Genomic DNA, 18,225 nt, shown 5'->3' on the forward strand with positions numbered 1-18,225 from the left:
GCGGAGACGGTCACCGGGGGACGGTCGGCGGCACCATCCGCCCCGGTGGTGCTCCATGATGGATTCGTTGTCGTCGCGTGGGTCGGCCTTTGCGGTCCGTCCGACCCTGCCCGAGCCGGCCCGGCAGTTGGAGATCGCCGGTCGTCGTGAGGTCCTCGTCGTCATCGACGACGATCCGGTGATGGAGTTCTGGTCCGACGAGTTCGCCGACTTCCTGGCGATGCTGCGCGAGCAGGAGTGCTTCGCCTCGGTGTCGGTCCGGTCCGTGGTGGTCGCCGACGGCGCGGTGCGCTGGCGTGACGCCCCGCACGCCCCGCTGACCGTGCCGTCGGGTGACGGCGGGCCGCCGGTGGTCTTCCTGGTGACGCACGGCCGGTCGCCGGCCTGGACCACCGGGCTGATCTTCCCGGTGCTGGTCGGCTGGGCGGCGTTGGCGGCGTTGGCCGTGGTCAACGTGCTGCCGCAGCAGCACTGGTACGACCGGGGAATGGACACCGCCGAAGTGCTGTGGACCCCGGCCAGCGCCCGGCTACCGACCGCCGAGCGTCCATGGCGGACCAGCGTGCCGGACCCGTGGTCGGCGGCGGAGCCCGGCGGGCCGGAGCGGACCGCGGTGCCGGTGATCGAGCGCGGCGGCGACTGGCTGTCGCGGTGGGCTCGGCTGCTGGCCGGGGCGACAGCCGGCACAGTGCGGATGCCGGCGCTGCTGGTGAGTTTGTCGGATCGGGTTGCGGGATCGGGGCGGGTACCGCGTTGGTCGCGGTCGACGCTGCGGGCGAGCGAGCTGGTCGCCCGGTTCCGGGCCAAGGCGTCGCCCCGGGCGTTCGCGTTGGCGACCCGGCTCGCCGCCGCTCCGCTGACCTCGCGGATCATCCGGGCGGTGCAGCGGACCGCCGGTCGGCTCGACCCGGCGCATCTCACCGAGGTGCTGACCAGTGACCTGATGCGGCCGGTCCGACACGGCGGTGGCACGTCCGGCGATGACACCCGGCTGCGGTACGAGTTCCGCCACGGGGTTCGTGACCAGTTGCTGGCGTCGAGCTACCGGGACCGTATCATCGAGGTGCAGTACACGGTGGAGAGTGAGCTTGGCCGGGACATCGAGGCGGTGCGGAACCTGACCCGTCGGGTCCGCAGCCCCCGCCAGGCCACGTACCCCCGGGTGACCCCGGCGTCCGAGCCGTTTCTGCGGGTCGAGCTGGCGGTGCACGTGGCCTTGGGCGGCCCGAACCTGGTCGCCGCCGAACGGCTCGGTTGGGCGTTGGGTTCGCCGGTCCGGGCCCGCAGATCCCGCAATCCGGCGACAAATCCGCAAGCGAGTCATACAGGTATGGAGCCGACGATGTCTGACATAATGGCGTCGCCGGGAGCGCCCTTCCCGTTCGGCGCCCGGCAGCAGACGCCCCACCCCGGACCCGACCCAGAAGGGAGTGCGGTGTCTCCGACCGGCAGTGTCGTCCCGCCGACCACCGCTGTCCTGCGCACCCAGCGACGCGACCAGCAGCCGGCCGTCGTCGGCAACCTGCCGCCGCGCAACGCCAACTTCACCGGCCGGCGGGCGCTGCTCGACACGCTGCACCAGCGGCTGCGCGCCGGCACCACCGCGGTGCTGCCCGAGGCGGTGCACGGTGCCGGCGGCGTCGGCAAGTCCCAACTGGTCGTCGAGTACGTCTACCAGCACCAGCAGGACTTCGACCTGATCTGGTGGATCTCCGCCGAGCGTCCGGCGCAGATCCAGTCCGCACTCGCCGAGCTCGCCAGCCGGCTCGACCTGCAGGTGCCGGCGACAGCGAACACCGCCGTGCCGGCGGTGCTCGACGCGCTGCGCATCGGACGCCCGTACGCCAACTGGCTGCTGGTGTTCGACAACGCCGAGGACCCCGACGACGTGGAACGGTTCTTTCCCCGGGGTGGGCCGGGCAGCATCGTGGTCACCTCGCGCGACCCCCGGTGGGGCCAGATCGCCAGCGGCCTGCCGGTCGACGTGTTCGACCGGCAGGAGAGCATCGAGCTGCTCCGCCGCCGTGGCCCGGACCTTCTGGTCAGCGACGCGGAGCGGCTCGCCGCCGCGCTGGGTGACCTGCCGCTGGCCATCGAGCAGGCAGCGGCCTGGCGCGCGGAGACGACGATGACCGCCGACGAGTACCTGCAGCTGCTGCACGACAGCCAACCCGACGTCGACGACGTGACCGAGGTGGAGCAGGACTACCCGCCGCTGGTCGCTGCCGCCTGGCACATCTCCCTCAACGGGCTGCGGGAGCGGGACCCGTCGGCGCTGCGTCTGCTGCAGGTCTGCGCGTTCTTCGCGTCCGAGCCGATCGGTCGGTCGCTGCTGTCCAAGCCCCGGTTGCAGATCCACCCCGACCTGGATCCGCTGGTGCGCAGCCCGATCCGGCTCAAGCAGGCGATCCGGACCATCGGCCGGTTGTCGTTGGCCCGCATCGACCACCGGACCAACTCGTTGCAGATGCACCGGCTGGTCCAGCGGGTGCTGATCCACCAGATGAGCGAGCAGGACCGCAAGGACCTGCGGCACAGCGCCCACCTGCTGCTCGCCGGCAACGACCCGGACGAGCCGGACGACGCCGACCACTGGCCCCGCTACGCCGAGCTGTACCCGCACATCGTCGCGTCCGGCGCGGAGACCTGCCGTAACGAGCTGGTCCGGGACATGGTGCTCAACGAGGCGAAGTACCTGTGGCGTTGGGGCGACCACATCGGTGCCCGCGACCTCGCCCAGCGGGCGTACCGGTCGTGGATCGACCGGGGTGACGACACCGACCCGGACAGTCTGCGGATGGCGACCTGGCTCGGGTTCATGTACTTCGTCGTCGGCGACTACGCCGCCGCCGCGAAGTTGAACGCCCGGACGTTGCAGCTGTACCGGCAGACGGTCGGCGACATTGAGGAGGAGACGCTCGACGCGCTCGGTGCGGTCGCCGCCGACCATCGCGTCGCCGGTGACTTCGACGGGGCGTTGGAGCGGTCGATCACCGTCTACGAGCAGTCCAAGCGCAACTTCGGTGACGAGGAGCCGTTCACGCTGCGGGCCGCGCACAACCTCGCGGTCAGCATGCGGCTGTCCGGGCTGTTCGGTCGGGCGCTGCAGCTCGACGAGCAGACCTACGAACAGTTGGTGCACATCTACGGCACTGACCACCCGGTCAGCCTGAACACCCTCGGCGGTATCAACCTGGACCGGCGTGAGCTGGGGGACTACGTGACGGCACACGCCAGCCAGGAGAACCTGGTCGCCGACGCCCGCCGGGTGCTCAAGTACGACGACCATCCGGACCTGGTCCGGCAGAGTCACCAGCTGGCCGGCTTCCGGCGTAAGGCCGGCCAGCACCATGAGGCGCTGGACCTGTCCACCGACGCGCTGCGGCGGTTCCGCATCCGCTACGGCGACGACCACCCGGACAGTGTGCTGGCCAACCTGACCGTCTCGATCGACCTGCGGGTCACCGGCGACCTGCGGGCTGCGCGGCAGGCCGGTGAGGCCGCCGTGCAGGGTCTGCGGGCGCTCTACGGCGAGGACCACCCGCACACCGCGGGGGCGCAGGTCGACCTGGCGGTGACGTTGCGCCTGCTCGGTGAGCACGAGCAGGCCCGCGAGATGGCCGATGAGGGCTTGCGCCGGCTCACTCAGCGGCTCGGGGGCAGCCACGCCCTGGTGTTCGCCGCCCGGGTCAACCTGGCCAGCGCCTTGTACGAACTTGGTGAGTACGAGACGGCGCGGGCGCTCGACGCCGAGACGTTCGACAGCTGTACGGAGCAGCTCGGTCCGGGCCATCCGATCACCTTGGCCTGCGGGGTCAACCTCGCGATGGATCTGCGCGGGCTGGGCCAGGATTCCCAGGCGAGTCTGCTGTTCGACGACATCGTCGACCGGTTCCGGTCGACGTTCGGTGAGCTGCATCCGGCGACGGCGGCAGCGGCGGCCGGGGTGCGGGCCAACTGCGACATCGATCCGCTGCCGCTGTGACCTGCCCCGGCGGGTTCGCTCCGGAACTGTACGGCCGGGCCCGGATTCAGTGGCGGGTCCGGTTCAGAAGCAGCCAGCCGGCCGGATCCGCCGGCCGGTGCGCGTCGGCGGGCAGTCCGGCACCGACCCAGGCCGCCAGCTCGACCGGATCGGGTACGTCGACCGGGGCGCCCCGGCGGGCGGCCTGCCGCAGCGTCTCCATCACCAGTTCCGGCCGGTGCAGCAGGGCCCGCACCGCCGGATGCGTCGACCCGTCCGGCCAGGTCAGTCCCAGCCCGATCCAGCTGTGCGCCGCCGTTGTCCCGGCCGCCAGATCGGCTGCCAGCTGCCGCAGGTAGCCGGCGCGGGCCCGGTCGGCGTCGCCGCCGACCAGTGCGACGTCGGCGGCGGTCGCGCCGGTGACCAGGCCGGTTACGGTGTCGGGGGCGGCGGTCAGTCGGTCGAAGCCGGCCGGGTCGGTCAGCCGGTGGCGGGTCAGCACCGCGCGGGCGTCGAACCAGGCCCGGTCGGGGCGGGTCAGCGTGGCCGGCCGGCCGTCCCGGGCGTCCGCCAGGCAGGCCGGCAACGGCCGTCGGCCGGCCCAGGCGGCGGCCAGCTCGGTCCGGGCGGCGGCGTCGAGCCGCAGGTTGTGCGCCCGCCACAGCGCCCGGTGGTCGACGGCCATCCGGTCGGCCAACCGTTGCGGGCCGGCCGGTACCTGCTCGGTCCCGAACGTGGCGACCGTGTCGTGCAGGATTTCGACGAACCGGGTGCCGTGCCCGGTCAGCCGGCCCGAGTCGAGCAGTGACCGCACCGCGTGCCGGGTCTGGCGACGCCAGAGCGCGAACTCGAAGTTGGCCAACGCGACCTGCCCGGCCGGGGCGTGCCGCCGGTGCACTCGCCAGAAGTCGGTGATCCCGGCGAACGCGTACACCCCCTGCAGCAGCCCGGCGACGGGGCGCGGGTCGTCGCGCCATGGTGCGTAGAACCGCCGGTCGGGATCGTCGTTCACCAGGGTCAGCAGATGGGCCAGCGCGCCCAGTTTGTGGTGCTGGATCTCGTGTACCAGCGTCATCGCCAGCTGGGTGGCGTCGTCCGGTTCGGACAGCAGGATGGTGCCGAAGGCTTCCGCGCCGGAGGCGGACAGTTGGCGGAACCGTTCCCGGGCCGGCAACGGCGCGACGGTCCGCAGGATCGCCGCGACCGTCCGGGCGCGCTGCGGCTGCTGCCGTACCAGCAGCTCCCAGGCCTGCTGGAGCTGGGCCTGCCAGCGGCGCACCTGGTCGGTGCTCAGCGGTGCCGGCGCTGCTGGTCCGCGCAGGTCCCGGTAGACGTCCCGATCGAGTAGCTCCACCCGCAGGTCGATCCCGCCAGCGGTGGCGACCAGCCGGACCGGCGGATGCCAGTGGGGGTCGCCGGGGCCGACCGGGTCGCCGCCGCCCGCGGTGACCGTGACCGTGCCGGCGGCTGCGACCACCTGTACCCGCTCGATCCGCGGGGGGAGTTCCACGGCGGCGACGGTGGGCAGCGCGAGGTGGCCGTGGCGGGCCGGGACCACCAGGTCGAAGCTGAGCCCGGCGCGGACCGCAGCGGCGGCGGCCAGCGAGTGCAGGTAGCCGACGTCGACCCAGAGCGGCGGATCGCCGGACCTTGCCGAGGTGAGCCGGCGCAGGGTGTGCGCCACCCAGATGCCGACCTGCGGTTGGGCGACGACCTCCTCGGTGGCGTCCGGGTCGGCGCGGTCGGCACGGACCAGCAGTTGCCACGCAGTGTCGACACCGGACAGCGGGCCGGCGGCGTCGGTACGGCGCGCGACGGCGTCCACCAGTGCGCGCAGCGCGGTCAGCCGCCAGCTACGTTCGGAGCCGCGCAGGGCTGCTGCGGTCCGTTCGTCGCCGCCGGTGGTGGCCAGCTGCCGGAAGTCGTCGACGGCGATTGCGTGGGTGGGTACCGCCGCCCGGCCCGTCAACCGATCCGGTCTTCCGCCAGGGGGTCGGCTCCGGTGGCCCGACTGGCGAACGATCCGCTGTAGCCGCTGATGCTGCCCTCGGCGTCGGCGATCCGCTGCCGTACCCGGACCATCGCGGCGGTCATGTCGGAGTCGTCGACGCCGCGCAGCGTCGCCACGTCCACCGTCGACAGATCGAGCATCTCGGACTCGATACCGGCCGGGGTGCTGTCCATCAGCGGTAGCCCTTCACGAAAGGTGACGGTCGATGTCCTCATCATCGCTTATCCCCGCACGGCAACGGAAGCGCCGGGGCGCATGCGTCACAGCGCCGACGTCGACCGGCGGTAGCTACCCGGCGAGCCGCCGGACCGTCTCGGCGAGGTGGTCGACGGCAGCGTCGTCGCTGGTGAAGAAGCGTACGGCGGCGACGAGTTCGGACAGTCCGGTGGCGTGGTGCAGGCAGCCTCGGACGGTGCTGACGGCGTCGATCCGGGTCGCCGGGTTGCGCCGGATCGAGGCGTACACCGACGGGGGCAGCAAAGACAGAAGTTCCTCGCGGTCGTTCGGCCGGCGGAACTCCGGAATCTCCAACAGCGCGTCCACCACCGCGCCGATCGCCGCCGTCGACGGCCGCACCGGCCTCTCGACGGGCTTGCGCGACCCGCCCGGGTCCGCCGCCAGCAGCAGACCTTCGTCGCCGGACGCGTCGCGGTACCACAGATAGGTGGGGGTCTGCCCGGTCAGACCGTCGGCCCGTAGCGTGGTGAACCGGGCCCGCAGCCGCTCCGCGAGCCGTTGCGGGTCGGCCAGCGCCGTGAGGCCGTCGGCGTCCATCAACCGCAGCAGCTCCCGGCTGAACAGGCCGGTCCGCTGCCGGTCCAGGTTGGCGGCGGGTTGGCCGACGGCGGCGGCGAACAGCACGTCCTGGCTGCGTCCGGCGACCGGGTCGCCGCTCGGGAAGGTCTCGTGCCCGTCGATCCGGCGCGGCCGGGCCGGGCCGTGCGTCTGGCAGACATCGACCAGCCACAGCTGCCGGTGCAGCACCGCGACGAGGTCGGAGGCGTACGTCGCCAGCAGCGAGTCCAGGTCGAGGTTGACGGCGTCGGCGTCGGTGGCGTCGGCGTAGTACAGCCGGCGTCGCCGACGCGGGTCGACGAAGCCGTGGCCGCCCCAGTAGACGTACAGTTCCCGCGCGGAGCTGGCAGGCAGCTCGCGCAGCAGCAGTTGGCGGACGGTGGCGCGGTCGGCGGGTCGCCGCCGTACCCCAGCCGGCAGGTCGTCGGCCGGGGGTGCCGGGTCGGTGAGCAGGTCCACGTTTCCGGTGGGTACGCCGTGGGCGACGAAGAACCGTGCGATCCGGACGGCGTCGTCGACCGGCCCGGTCAGGGTCCAGCCGTCGCCGGCCTGGTAGGCGCCGACGCCGACGGCGACCACGCGGACGTCGGGGCGCTGCGGCCCGGTCGTGGTCACCGTCCGACGGTACGGGTCGCCGACCCGGCTTGCGTCGTCTGGGGCCGCGTCACCGGCGGAGCGGGTGACGACTGCCCGGACATGTCGTTGGGCGACGTCGGCGAGACTTGTCGTAGACGGCGGCGAAGACCTCCCGGGCGGGATCCCGTAGCCAGTTGGCCGGCAGCAGCTCGACCGGCAGCTGTGGATCGAGGGTGGGGAACCGCCGGAAGGTGTCCATCACTTCGGGTCGTGCAGCGGCGCGAACCCCAGCCACCGGAGCTGGCCGCGCAGCGCCCGCCGTTGCGCGCTGTGCTCCTGCGGCAAGGTGAACGCGACCAGGGCCCACTGGCCGTCCCACGGCCGGGCCGTCGCGGTGGCGGTGAGGATCCAGTGTCCGCCGATCGCCGGGCTGGCGGCGGCGTGGGCGAGCCGGTACGAGCTGTGCCGACCGCGTCGACTGCCCTCGAGCACCTCATTGCGGGCGAGCCGGCTGATGGCGGTCCGGGCCCGGCGGGGGTGATGCCGGATTCGACGAGTAGCGCGACGATGGCGGCCGACGGCAGCCAGGCGCGGGTCCGCAGGGTGTAGTCGGCCAGCAGGGTCACCGCGAGGCACTGCGGCGAGTTGCCGGTCTGCCGTCGGGGCAGCCGCACCGGCCGGCCCGCCTCCTCCGGATAGATCTCCTCGATGCTGAACAGGCTCGTCACGAGCGCTCCGGCGTGGCTCGGGGGCAGCGGTACCGACTGTAGACGGCGTGATTCCGATTTGCGCAGGTGACCTGGGTTGCCGGTTACCACCCGGACGTCGATGGTCCAGGTGACCAACTTCGGTAGCAGCCCGGGCGGAACCGACACCCTGGTGCCGTACTCGTTGCCGCAGCAGGCGGTCGACTTCCGGATCACCAACACCGGCTCCAGCGCCATCAACGGTGCCGCCTGCACAATCAGCTGGCCAGCGGCTGAACCACCGGTCCGGGCGGTCAGACAGGAGGGTCCCGGGGCCCGGCCGATCGGCGGGGCCCCGGGACCCTGTCCTGCAGTCGTCGACGTCGTCCGCCGGGTCGGTTTACTCGTAGTGGTAGGGCCAGTACATGTACCGGCCGCTGACCCGCTTCCTGCCGGCCAGTCGGGCGGCCAGGTGGCGCAGTGTCCGCATGGCTACCTCCTCGCTCGATCGAGGTGAGTGATTCTTACGACCTTTGCACACCGGATCTATGTACGCAACGGGATGTGGTCACGACTTTCCGTCGACAAATCGCGCCAGCAGGCCAGCTGGGGTGAGCCGGCCGGCGAACCGCAGCCGGATGGAGGCGGCGTTCGACGACTCCACCGAGCCGCGCTGGGCCAGCCGGGAGACGGTGAGGGTGAGCTGGCGCATGGTCAACGCCGTACCGATACAGACCCGGGGCCCGGCGCCGAAGGGCAGGAACGCCGCCCCCGGTGCCGGCCGACCGGCCGCCCACCGGCCGGGGTCGAACTCGTCGGGCCGCTGCCACCACCGTGGATCCCGGTGGATCAGGTAGGCGCCGATCAGCACCTCGTCGCCGGGCCGCAGCGTCCACGGACCCAACCCGGTGGTCGTACGGGCGGTCCGCGTCATCAGCCACGCCGGCGGATACAGCCGCAGCGCCTCGTTGACCACGGCCTCGGCCAGCGGTAGCCGGGCCGCCGGCGGCGGGTCGCCGGACCCGGCCGGCCCGCCCGCCTCCGCCCGCAGCGCGGCGACAAGCTCCGGTCGGCCGGCGAGTTCCCAGGTCAGCGAGGTCAGCGCGGCGGCCGGCACGCCGTGTCCGCCGAGCAGGACCGGGCGCAGCGTCGACACGACCGCCCGGTCCGGCATGACCGGCCGGGCGGCCAGCAGCACGTCCAGCAGGTCCGGTGTGGACGTGCCGGCCTTGCTGGACGTGCCGGCCCGACGGCGTCGCACCACCGATAGCAGGGCGTCGGTGAACGCGCGGTGCGCGCGGAAGAACCGACGGTTGCGGCGCACCGGCAGCCAGGCCGCGAACCCGTACTTCGCGGTCTCGAACGGCGCGGTGGCGGCGACGCCCTCGGCGAGCAGCTCCGGGAACCCTGTGGCGTCAACGCCAAAGCAATAGTCGGCGATCGTCGCGGCGGCGTACCGTCGCATCATCGCCAGCACGTCGGTTTCCCGGCCGGCGGCCGCGTCGAGGGCCGCGTCGAGGATCTCGACGGTACGCCCGTCGAAGGCGGCGCTGGCCTGTCGGTCGAGACCGGCCCACGCGGCCCGACGCGCCGGCATCCAGGCCTCGGCCCGCTCGGCGGCCCGGTCGAGATCGGGCCGGGCGTCGAACGGGGCCAGCTCGGGCAGGAACGCGTTGCCCGGCCGGGTGAGCACATCGTTGGCCAGTTCCGGGTCGATCACGAACACGGTGCGCTCGTCGAAGGTGAACACATCGCCGTACTCGCGATGATTGCGCTGGATGAAGCCGATCCGGTCGGCCTCGTAGGCCGGGGTGTTGCCGGTGAGCCAGTGCCCGCGCGGCCCCGGTGGTCGGTCGCCCTGCTTCAGTGGTGCCATCTGCGGCTCCTAACCGCGTGCAGGACCCCGCTGCCGAGGTCCTGCCTTTGCTCCCGGTGTCCGACGGGCTCTACGCCTGGTGGTAGTACCACCAGTCGTACCGGCCGCTGATCCGCCTCTTGCCCACCAGTCGGGCTGCCAGGTGCCGCAACGTCCGCATGTCCACCTCCTCGATCGGATTGAGTAGATGCTTCTTGATCGTGTCACCTGAGGACGCCGCACACAACGCCGTCACGGCGTAACTGTCTGTCCGACAGGAATGTGGCAGAGTCTGACGAGGAGGGTCCGACGGATCTGGCGGTGTCACGCGAAGTCGACCGGCGGATGGCGGCGGCCCGGGAATGGGACGACACCGTCGCCCAGGTCCGCAGACTGCCCGGCTTCGAGGACTTCCTGCTGCCGCCCCGGTTGTCCACCTTGCTGCCGACAACCGGCAGCGGACCGCGGTGATCAACGTCAGCCGGTGGCGGTGCGACGCGCTGATCGTCGAACCCGCCGGTGTACGGGTGGTCGAGCTGCCCCGGCTCACCGCACGGACCGTGGCCGAGCGGGCGGACGCCTACCTGACCAGCCTCGGCGTCGCCGAACGCGCCGCCCGGGAGTTCGACACCGTGCCGGCGCTGGCCGACGACGATACCCTCGGCGACGTGCTCGAATGGCTCTGGGACGACGTGGCCGGGCCGGTGCTCGACGCGCTCGGCCTGGCCGACACGCCACCGGCCGGCACGTCGTGGCCGCGGATATGGTGGTGCCCGACCGGGCCGCTGGCGCTGCTGCCGCTGCACGCCGCCGGCCACCACCGCGCCGCCGGTGGTCCGTTGACCGGCACGCCCCCGCGTACGGTCATCGACCGGGTGGTCTCCTCCTACACGCCGACGCTGCGGGTGCTGCGGGAAGCAGTCGAGGCCCGCCGGGACGGTCCGACCGACCCCCGGATGCTGGTCGTCGGGCTGCCACACACCCCCGGCCAGCCGCCGCTGCGCAACGTTGCCCGGGAACAGGTCGTGCTCGACCAGCTGCCCGGGCACAGCTGGGCGCACTTCGCCTGCCACGGCGACCAGAACCTGCAGCGGCCCTCCGACGGCAATCTGCTGCTGCACGACGGCGCGCTCACCGTCACCGACCTCAGCCAGCAGCAGCACCAGGGCGAGTTCGCTCGCGGCCGACCGGTGGAATGCGTTCCGTGACGAGCATGCCCGGGACACCGCGCTGGAGGTGAGCATCCGGCTGCTGGCCGAATTGCCGCACTGGCACCGGGACCGGCCGGCGGCGCTAACCATGCACGCGCTGCGGTTGAAGTCGGTCGGCCGCATCGACGAAGCGGTCGGGCTCGGCGAGGCCGCCGTGCGGGCCGCCGAGGTCGGCGCAGCTGCCGACCTGGTCATCTGGTTGAACAACCTTGTCAGCATCTACCGTCGTCGCTGGCGCCAGGACGGTGACGCCGCCGACCTCGACCGGGCGGTCGAGGCGGGGGAGCGCGGAACGCGGGTGCTGGCGCGGATGCCGTCGGAAGCCGCGTCCGCCGTGTCGGCAGCCTGGCTGCGGTACGGCCTGTCGCTGGCCCTGCGGGACCGTTACCGGCAGCGGCGCGGCCTCGACCCGGACTCGTGGGTGGGCCCGGAATCGGCCGCCTGGCGGCAGGTGCTACAGGACCCGTCGTCGCCGGTCGACCTGCTGGTCAGCTCCGCCGTGGAGTTGGCCGGCCTGCATGCCGGGCGGGGTGAGCTGGCCGCCGCCGACGGCTACCGGCTGGCTCTGGACCAGCTCCCCGGCTGAGCTGGCGTGGGCGCAGCCGCAGCGGCCAGGAGGACGCGCTGGCGCGTTGGCAACTGCTCGGCGCCGACGCGGCGGCGGTGGCGGTGGACGGCGGCGATCCGGGTGCCGGCGTCGCGTTGCTCGACCAGGCTCGAGGTGTGCTGTGGGGGCAGTTGCTCGACGACCGGTCCGCCGCGCGTCGGCTGCGGCAGGCCCATCCGGCGCTGGCCGACCGGTTGGCGGCGGCCGGCGCCGGCTTGGCTTCGGCCGGCGACCGGGATGGGCGGTGATCAGCCCACCCCGGCCGCCGGCCGGCGGTGTCCTCAGTGGTGGTGGTGCAGTGGCCGGGTGACCGCGGCGAAGGCGTCGACGATGCCGTGGCCGTAGAAGCCGTTGAAGCTGGTGCTGCCGTCGCAGTAGGCGTCCCATTCGGGGGACCGGCCCTCATTGGCGTAGGAGACCAGGCGCGGCTCGGGGCAGGCCGTGTCGGCCGCGGTCCGGTACAGGTGCCGTTCCACCTTGTCCGGGTCCAGGGTCAGCCCGCCCCGGTGGCCGTCGCGCTTGCCGTACCGGCTGACGATCAGCGCGGCCACCCCGGAGACGTGCGGCGACGCCATCGAGGTGCCCTGCAGGTACGTGTAGTAGCCGCACACCCCGGCCGACGTGCACTCCTTGAACACGTACGACTCGGCGTCCGGCACGATGTTGCCGTCGGCGTCGACCGCGCCCTCTTCCTGCAGCACGTGCAGCGGGTACGACGACAGGATGGTGTTGTCGTAGGTCCGGTGGGTCGGCGTGCCGTAGCCGTCGCGGAACCAGCCACCGGGCGCGGCGACCGAGATCTCCTCAGTGCCGTAGTTGGAGTAGTCCGCCTTGGCCTTTGACGGGCCGAGCGCCGACACACCGATCACGTGCGCGCCTTCGACCGGCAGGTCCCAGCAGGTGTCGTTGTCGATGGTGCGCAGCCGGGGGGTGCCGCCGTAGTTGGGGCTGGATGAGTCCGGGCGGGGGTCGCCCAGGTCCTCGTGGTTGTTGCCGAGCGAGCCGACCAGGGTGACGCCCCGCTTGTGCGCGTACCGCAGTGCCCGGTTGACCGCCTCGATGGTGGCTCGCTGCGACGCCTGCTCCTCGGCGGAGTCGGCCGGGTTGTCCAGGCAGTTGTACAGCCACGGGTCGATGTAGAACGACATGTTGACCACGTCGATGCCGGCGTCACCGGCGTAGACCAGGGCGTTGACCACCGAGTCGAGGAAGAAGTAGCCGGAGTCCTGGCCGCCCTTGAGTGCCACCAGCGTGACGTTGGGGGCGACGCCGGACAGGCCGAAGCGGTTGGCGGCGGCGCCGATGGTGCCGGCGACGTGGGTGCCGTGGCCGCTGTCGTCCCGATCGACCGGGTCCAGGCAGGACTCCACCTCACACGGGCCGTCGATGTCGGGGATGTCGGGGGCGAAGTTGCGCGACAGCGAGTAGCTGAAGTTGGGCTTGAGGTCCGGGTGCTGCCCGTCGACGCCGGTGTCCAGGATGCCGACGGTGACCCGCCGGTCGCCCGGCTCGACCCGGCGTGACTTGTCCGCCCGCATCATCGGCAGGCCCCACAGCTTGTCGTCCAGCGGGTCCATCCGGGTGCCGCGCCGCCCGGCCGCCCCGGCGGATGCCGCGCCGGCGATGCGGTGCTCCTGCTCCACCGCGTCGAAGCGCTGGCGTGGCGCGTACCCGATGGCCCGCTTCTCTGCGGCGCCGAGCAGCGCGGGAGCGGCGGCGACCTTGGCGGCGAACTCGGCGTCGTCGGTGACGACCTGGTACATGCCCACGTCGGCGGTGCTGCCGGTGACGGTGCCGCCGGCAGTCTCGATGGCCGCCATCGCCTCGGCGGCGCCGGTGCCGGCCTCAGCGACCACCGTGTACTCGGTGACGTCACCTGCGGCGTCGGGGGCGGCGGCGGCCGGTCTGGCCGGTACGGCGCCCAGCAGGGCCAGCGCGGTCGCGGTCGCGACGGCGCCGGCGGTGAAGCGTCTGCTCACCACATCATCCCTTTCTTGGAGTGTGCCGGTTTCACAATGCAGTTGGACGGCGACTCTTCGCGGTCCTGGGAGGTACTGTACCGCCGGTTGATCTCGAGGCGGACCGCCAGTTCGGTCCGGAGTGCTCTGCCGGATCCTCGCTGGACACCCAGGGGGGAGGTGCGCCGCCACGCCTTTGCAGTCTACAGTGGCTCGAACAAACTGCTTGTCCTGACCCTGGCGGCTCGGCTCGCGGCCGCGGATCCTGATCGAGGAGTCGACAAGGGGCGCGGCGTTCGGGGCCGCCGGAGCCACACTGTTCGTGGCGATTCTGATGGTGATGTTCGGCCGCGACCCGGCCTGGCACATGGCACCGGCCGGCTACCTGATCGCGGTGCCGGCCGGCGCGGTCATGCTGCTGATGCAGGGCCAGGTCATGACGGACACGACGCAGGGGGACCGGCCGTCCGGGGTGCTGCGCAACGACCGCAGGGCCGCACTGGTGAGCATGGCGTTCAGCCCGATCGTGACCGGCGTGCTCGCCGGGCTCGTGCTCAAGCTCGTGGTCAGACCCGCCGACAATCCGCCCGTAATGGCCACGGCCTTCACGCTCGGCGTCGGTGCGGCGATCGTGCGAGGTGCCCGAGCGGCCTGGCTGCACTTCACGATCGCACGTATCTGGCTGGCTGCGCGCAGCCCGCTGCCGTGGCAACTGACACGTTTCCTCGATCAGGCGTACGAGTCACGACACAAGGGACTGCGTCGGGTGGGCGGTGTGTACGAGTTTCGGCACCGGTTGCTGCGGGAGCGTCTGGCCCACCGCTGGGAGAACGAGCATCCCGAGCCCGTACGCCGTGACGGGCGCCGTCGATGGTGGGTGGCCATGACGGCCGGCTGCGCCCTGGTGGTGACCGCGGGCGCGGTCGGAGCCACCGCCGGTCCGACCCGGACCACGCCCACCGTCGCGTGTGACGCGGTGGCCGCCCACCGGCCGGTCGAAGCCCCCGTGCCGGTCGCGCTGCACCGCACCGGCTGTGTCCTGCGAGCGACGACGGACGTGATCACCAACTATCGCGACAAGATCGACGCCGACACCGGCGAGCCTGGCCATGGCAGCACCGGGCGGCTGGTCGGCCCGGTCCGCGATGGTGGCCTGGCCGACCTCATCGTCGAGTGCCACCGGATCCGCAGCGCGTCGGACACGCCCTCGTTCGCGCTCGTGCGGGCTGGCCGGCCGGGCGGCTACCAGGCGTGCCGGACGTTTCAGCAGCGACCGGGCCGGTTGGTGGCCACGATCTGGCACAGCGAGATCCGCCGCGGCGACCAGCTGTGCGTGCTGACCGACGAGCGGCGTACCGCGCTGATCCAGGTCGTCGAACCGCCGACTCCGCCCCGACCCCGGATGGTGGTCGACGTCACGGTCTGGGCGGACCGGTGAGGCCCGGGTGACCTACCTCTGCGGGCACCGCGGGTGGCCTCGTCGTCGCGCCGGAGCAGCGCCGGTTCAGTGCGTCTTGCCGAGTCGCCAGTAGCCGGTGAAGCTGATCCGGCGCTTCGGGACACCGATTTCCACCAGATGACGGCGGGCCCCGGCGGGCAGGGCCTGTTCGCCGGCGAAGTAGGCGGACACGGTGGTCGGACTGTCGGTCGTCCAGGCCTGCACCGCGGCGAGCGCGAGGCTGCCCGGCCGGGCCTCGGCCGGGCGGGGCAACCAACGGACCTCGAACCCGGCGGGCGCGTCGACCGGCTGGGTGTCAGCGGGGTCGGGGATCTCGACCACGGCCAGACCGGTGGCGTCGCGTGGTAGATCCCGCAGGATGCCGACGATCGCCGGCAGCGCGGTCTCGTCGCCGGCCAGCAGGTGGAACGTGGTGTCGGGGGCGAATTCGTAGCCGCGGCCCTGGTCGAGCAGAGCGACCGTGTCACCGGCCCTGGTGCGTTGCACCCACCGGCTGGCGACCCCTTCGTCGCCGTGTACGACGAAGTCGATGTCGAGTTCGCGGGCCTGCGGCCGGAACGCGCGGACCGTGTAGTTGCGCAGGTGTGGGCGGGTCGCCGACGGGATCCGCAGGTACTTCAGGTAGCCGATGGTGTCGGCCCGGTTGGGCAGGTCGAAGGTGGTCTCACCGTGTTCCTGCGGCAGGAAAAGCCGGAACCAGTGGTCGAAGCCGTGGTCGGGCAGGCGCTGCAACTGGTCGCCGCCGAGGGTGACCCGGATGAAGTTCGGGCTGATCCGTTCGGTGCCGACGACGTTCACCACACACAGCGTGGTGTGCTTCTTGGCGTCCTTGAAGCTCATCGCTCTCCATAAGTCGCGCGGGAGCGCGCCCGGCCGAGCGGCAGCGGCCGGTGCAGCTGGCGTGGCCACGGACTCCCGGAGTGGTCAGGTTTGGCTAACCTTAGTTGGTGGTGCTGGTGTCCGGAAGGCCGACCCGCAGCGAGCGTCGGGGCACCGTGTTCCGCCGGGTGGCGAACTGCGGGCCGCCCACCCACCGGGTGAACGGCCCGCACCACGCCGAAGCGCGTCGGTCACTGGGTGAGCTCGGCGACCTCCTCGGCGGTCATCCGACCCCGCGACGGCGTCGCCGCCGTGGACCGGGCGGCGCTGGCCGCCCCGGCCGGTGCCGGGGCGACCGCCGGTGGGTCGGCCGGTCGCCGCCAGTGCCAGTCGGTGACCGCCTGGTACGCGGCGGCCACCGACAGCAGACGGTCCTCGGCGTACGGCTGCCCGCCGAGGATGGTGCCGATCGGCACCCCGCCACCGGAGAAGCCGATCGGGAACGCGATCTCCGGCAGCCCGACGATGTCGAACGGCACCGGGCTGGTCTGCACCACCACGTCGCAGCTGCTGAAGATCTGGTCCAGGATTCGGTCCAGCAGCAGCAGCTTGGCGCGCTGGCCGGTGACCCAGCCGTTGGCGCCCAGCAGCGCACCCTGCAGCCAACTGGTCACCGACACCCCGAAGCCACGCAGGTCGGTGCGCAGGTACGGCATGAACGGCTCGCTGCGCTCCGGCAGCCGTACGTTGTTGAACGCGCCTCCGGTGAGCAGGCTCCACTCGTCCGGCAACGGCACCTCAACCAGCTCGCACTCCGGGATGGCGGCCATCTCGGCGAGGAACGCGCGGCGGGCGGCCGCCGTCTCCGAGCTGCCGTCGGCGTAGCCAGGCAGCACCCCGATCCGGGTCTTCCACCGCATCCGAAGGTTGTCGCCGTCGTAGCGGGGCGTCGCCGCGTTGATCAGGTTCGGCACCGGCGGCAGGCCCTGGCTGCGCGGGTCGGCCGGGTCCGGCCCGGCCATCGCCATCAGCATGATCGCCGCGTCCTTGGCATCCCGGGCGAGCGGGCCGGGGTGGTCACGGGTGTAGGTGAGCGGGACGATCCCGGCCAGCGACACCCGGCCCATCGTCGGTTTGATGCCGGTGAGGTTCTGGGCGTTGGACGGCGAGGTGATCGAGCCACCGGTCTGGGTGCCGATCCCCGAGCTCGCCAGCCGGCCGGCGACGGCGGTCGCGGTGCCGGTCGACGATCCGCCCGGGTTGGTCGACGGGTTCGTCGGCGTCCAGGCGTTGACGGTGGTGACCTGACCATTGGGCAGGGTCGCCCGGGTGGTGGCCAGCGGACCCATCTGGGTCTTGCCGAGCACGATGCCGCCCTGCACGACCAGCTTGGCGACCGAGGTGGCGTCGTACGGTGGGACGAAGTCCTGGAACAGGTACGAGTTCGCGGTGGTGGGCACGCCCTCGGTGAAGTAGTTGTCCTTGATGGCCAGCGGGATGCCGTGCAACGGCCCCCGGTGCGGTCGGTTGGCCCACTGCCGGGCGGCCTTGACCGCCGCCTCCGCGAGCACCACGTTGAACGCCTGGTACGTCGAGTCGTACGCGGTGATCCGGTCCAGATAGGCCTGCACCAGCTCGACCGGCACGATCTTGTTGTGCCGGATCATCCAGGCGGCTTCCGAGATGGTCCATTCGGTCGGGTCGGACATGGCCGACTCGCGTGGTTTGTTGTACGCGGCCCCCCGGTCCAGCTCCGGGTTGAATTTCACGGCCGGGGCGCTGGTGCCGCTCGGCGCGGCCGAGGCGAGCCCGGCCAGGCCGGGCAGCGCCACGGTGCCGACGGTGGCGGTGGCGGCAAGCGCGGCGGTGCGGGCCAGGAACGCGCGGCGGTCGAGGAGCCGGTCGAGCGGCAGTTGTACGTCTGTGGATGAGTCTGTCATGGCGTCCTCTGTTGTCATCGGGGCTTGCGCCATTCGGTGCTGATCGACGGGTAGAGGACCGGTGCGGGCTGCTGGGACAGCGCCATGGCGGTCGCCGGGTCGTCGGCGTCCGGGGTCGGCATCTGGTACGCGGCGAGGGTCGGCACCGTACTGCGCATGAAGGACCGCAGCGAGGCGAGGACCGAGTCGCGGCCGGGAGAGCCGGTGACCGGGTCGGCGGTGGTGCCGGCCGGCAGCTGGTCGAGGTCGATGCCGAGCGAGGCGAGTTGGGCGACGATGAACGTGTTCAACTCGTCGTCGGTCGGAGGGGTGGGGGCCATGGAACCTCCTGGCGGTGAAGCGGT

17 protein-coding genes are annotated in these 18,225 nt (G+C 72.2%); 6 read left to right on the plus strand and 11 right to left on the minus strand.

The genetic code is table 11. The annotated features are described in order from the left end of the window. The first annotated feature begins 55 nt into the window (after window positions 1-55). A complete protein-coding gene (fxsT, locus tag O7543_RS04010; protein WP_281555113.1) occupies window positions 56-3,985 on the plus strand; it encodes an FxSxx-COOH system tetratricopeptide repeat protein in 3,930 nt (1,309 codons plus the stop codon). 46 nt (window positions 3,986-4,031) lie between these two features. Here fxsT and O7543_RS04015 read toward each other — a convergent pair whose 3' ends face one another. The 7 genes from O7543_RS04015 to O7543_RS04040 all read right to left on the minus strand — a co-directional run bounded on the left by O7543_RS04015 (window position 4,032) and on the right by O7543_RS04040 (window position 10,143). Next, complete coding sequence (locus O7543_RS04015; protein WP_281555112.1) at window positions 4,032-5,933, minus strand: HEXXH motif domain-containing protein; 1,902 nt, start codon at window positions 5,931-5,933, stop codon at window positions 4,032-4,034. Next, window positions 5,930-6,193: a hypothetical protein gene (locus O7543_RS04020; protein WP_281555111.1), complete on the minus strand. Its 264-nt coding sequence runs from the start codon at window positions 6,191-6,193 to the stop codon at window positions 5,930-5,932. The genes O7543_RS04015 and O7543_RS04020 overlap by 4 nt, the downstream gene beginning before the upstream one ends. 70 nt (window positions 6,194-6,263) lie before the next feature. After that, window positions 6,264-7,385 (minus strand): hypothetical protein, encoded by a 1,122-nt coding sequence (locus tag O7543_RS04025; protein WP_281555110.1) that lies wholly within the window; start codon window positions 7,383-7,385, stop codon window positions 6,264-6,266. 49 nt (window positions 7,386-7,434) lie between these two features. After that, window positions 7,435-7,605 carry a PaaX family transcriptional regulator C-terminal domain-containing protein gene (locus tag O7543_RS30130; protein ID WP_348650071.1) on the minus strand — a complete coding sequence of 57 codons (171 nt, stop codon included), beginning with the start codon at window positions 7,603-7,605 and terminating at the stop codon, window positions 7,435-7,437. After that, entirely contained in the window at window positions 7,605-7,838 is a 234-nt protein-coding gene (locus O7543_RS30135; protein ID WP_348650072.1) for a hypothetical protein, read from the minus strand. Before O7543_RS30135 ends, O7543_RS30130 begins: the two co-directional genes overlap by 1 nt. A 762-nt stretch (window positions 7,839-8,600) precedes the next feature. Further along, window positions 8,601-9,908, minus strand: a complete 1,308-nt coding sequence (locus O7543_RS04035) for a cytochrome P450 (RefSeq protein WP_281555108.1) — start codon at window positions 9,906-9,908, stop codon at window positions 8,601-8,603. Window positions 9,909-9,978: 70 nt separating this feature from the next. Beyond that, a complete protein-coding gene (locus tag O7543_RS04040; protein ID WP_281555107.1) occupies window positions 9,979-10,143 on the minus strand; it encodes a hypothetical protein in 165 nt (54 codons plus the stop codon). Window positions 10,144-10,208: 65 nt separating this feature from the next. Here O7543_RS04040 and O7543_RS04045 point away from each other — a divergent pair, with 65 nt between their 5' ends. The 4 genes from O7543_RS04045 (at window position 10,209) to O7543_RS04060 (ending at window position 11,953) form a co-directional block, all read left to right on the plus strand. Next, entirely contained in the window at window positions 10,209-10,358 is a 150-nt protein-coding gene (locus tag O7543_RS04045) for a hypothetical protein (protein ID WP_281555106.1), read from the plus strand. Continuing rightward, window positions 10,355-11,095, plus strand: a complete 741-nt coding sequence (locus O7543_RS04050; protein ID WP_281555105.1) for a CHAT domain-containing protein — start codon at window positions 10,355-10,357, stop codon at window positions 11,093-11,095. Before O7543_RS04045 ends, O7543_RS04050 begins: the two co-directional genes overlap by 4 nt. Window positions 11,096-11,123: 28 nt before the next feature. Beyond that, the gene (locus tag O7543_RS04055) at window positions 11,124-11,684 is read left to right on the plus strand and encodes a hypothetical protein (protein WP_281555104.1); all 561 of its coding nucleotides are present in this window, start codon (window positions 11,124-11,126) and stop codon (window positions 11,682-11,684) included. Between the two features lie 77 nt (window positions 11,685-11,761). Further along, the gene (locus O7543_RS04060) at window positions 11,762-11,953 is read left to right on the plus strand and encodes a hypothetical protein (RefSeq protein ID WP_281555103.1); all 192 of its coding nucleotides are present in this window, start codon (window positions 11,762-11,764) and stop codon (window positions 11,951-11,953) included. Window positions 11,954-11,986: 33 nt separating this feature from the next. On the opposite strand, the gene O7543_RS04065 is transcribed toward O7543_RS04060, so the two are convergent. After that, a complete protein-coding gene (locus O7543_RS04065; protein ID WP_281555102.1) occupies window positions 11,987-13,684 on the minus strand; it encodes a S8 family serine peptidase in 1,698 nt (565 codons plus the stop codon). Between the two features lie 301 nt (window positions 13,685-13,985). Here O7543_RS04065 and O7543_RS04070 point away from each other — a divergent pair, with 301 nt between their 5' ends. Further along, entirely contained in the window at window positions 13,986-15,101 is a 1,116-nt protein-coding gene (locus tag O7543_RS04070) for a hypothetical protein (protein WP_281555101.1), read from the plus strand. 66 nt (window positions 15,102-15,167) lie between these two features. Here O7543_RS04070 and O7543_RS04075 read toward each other — a convergent pair whose 3' ends face one another. The 3 genes from O7543_RS04075 to O7543_RS04085 form a co-directional block, all read right to left on the minus strand. Then, a complete protein-coding gene (locus O7543_RS04075) occupies window positions 15,168-15,962 on the minus strand; it encodes a siderophore-interacting protein (RefSeq protein ID WP_281555100.1) in 795 nt (264 codons plus the stop codon). 230 nt (window positions 15,963-16,192) lie between these two features. Continuing rightward, window positions 16,193-17,881, minus strand: a complete 1,689-nt coding sequence (locus tag O7543_RS04080) for an amidase (protein WP_281555099.1) — start codon at window positions 17,879-17,881, stop codon at window positions 16,193-16,195. Between the two features lie 14 nt (window positions 17,882-17,895). Beyond that, entirely contained in the window at window positions 17,896-18,201 is a 306-nt protein-coding gene (locus tag O7543_RS04085) for a hypothetical protein (RefSeq protein WP_281555098.1), read from the minus strand. Window positions 18,202-18,225: the final 24 nt, after the last annotated feature.

The organism is Solwaraspora sp. WMMA2080, from assembly GCF_027497395.1.
Lineage (GTDB): Bacteria > Actinomycetota > Actinomycetes > Mycobacteriales > Micromonosporaceae > Micromonospora_E.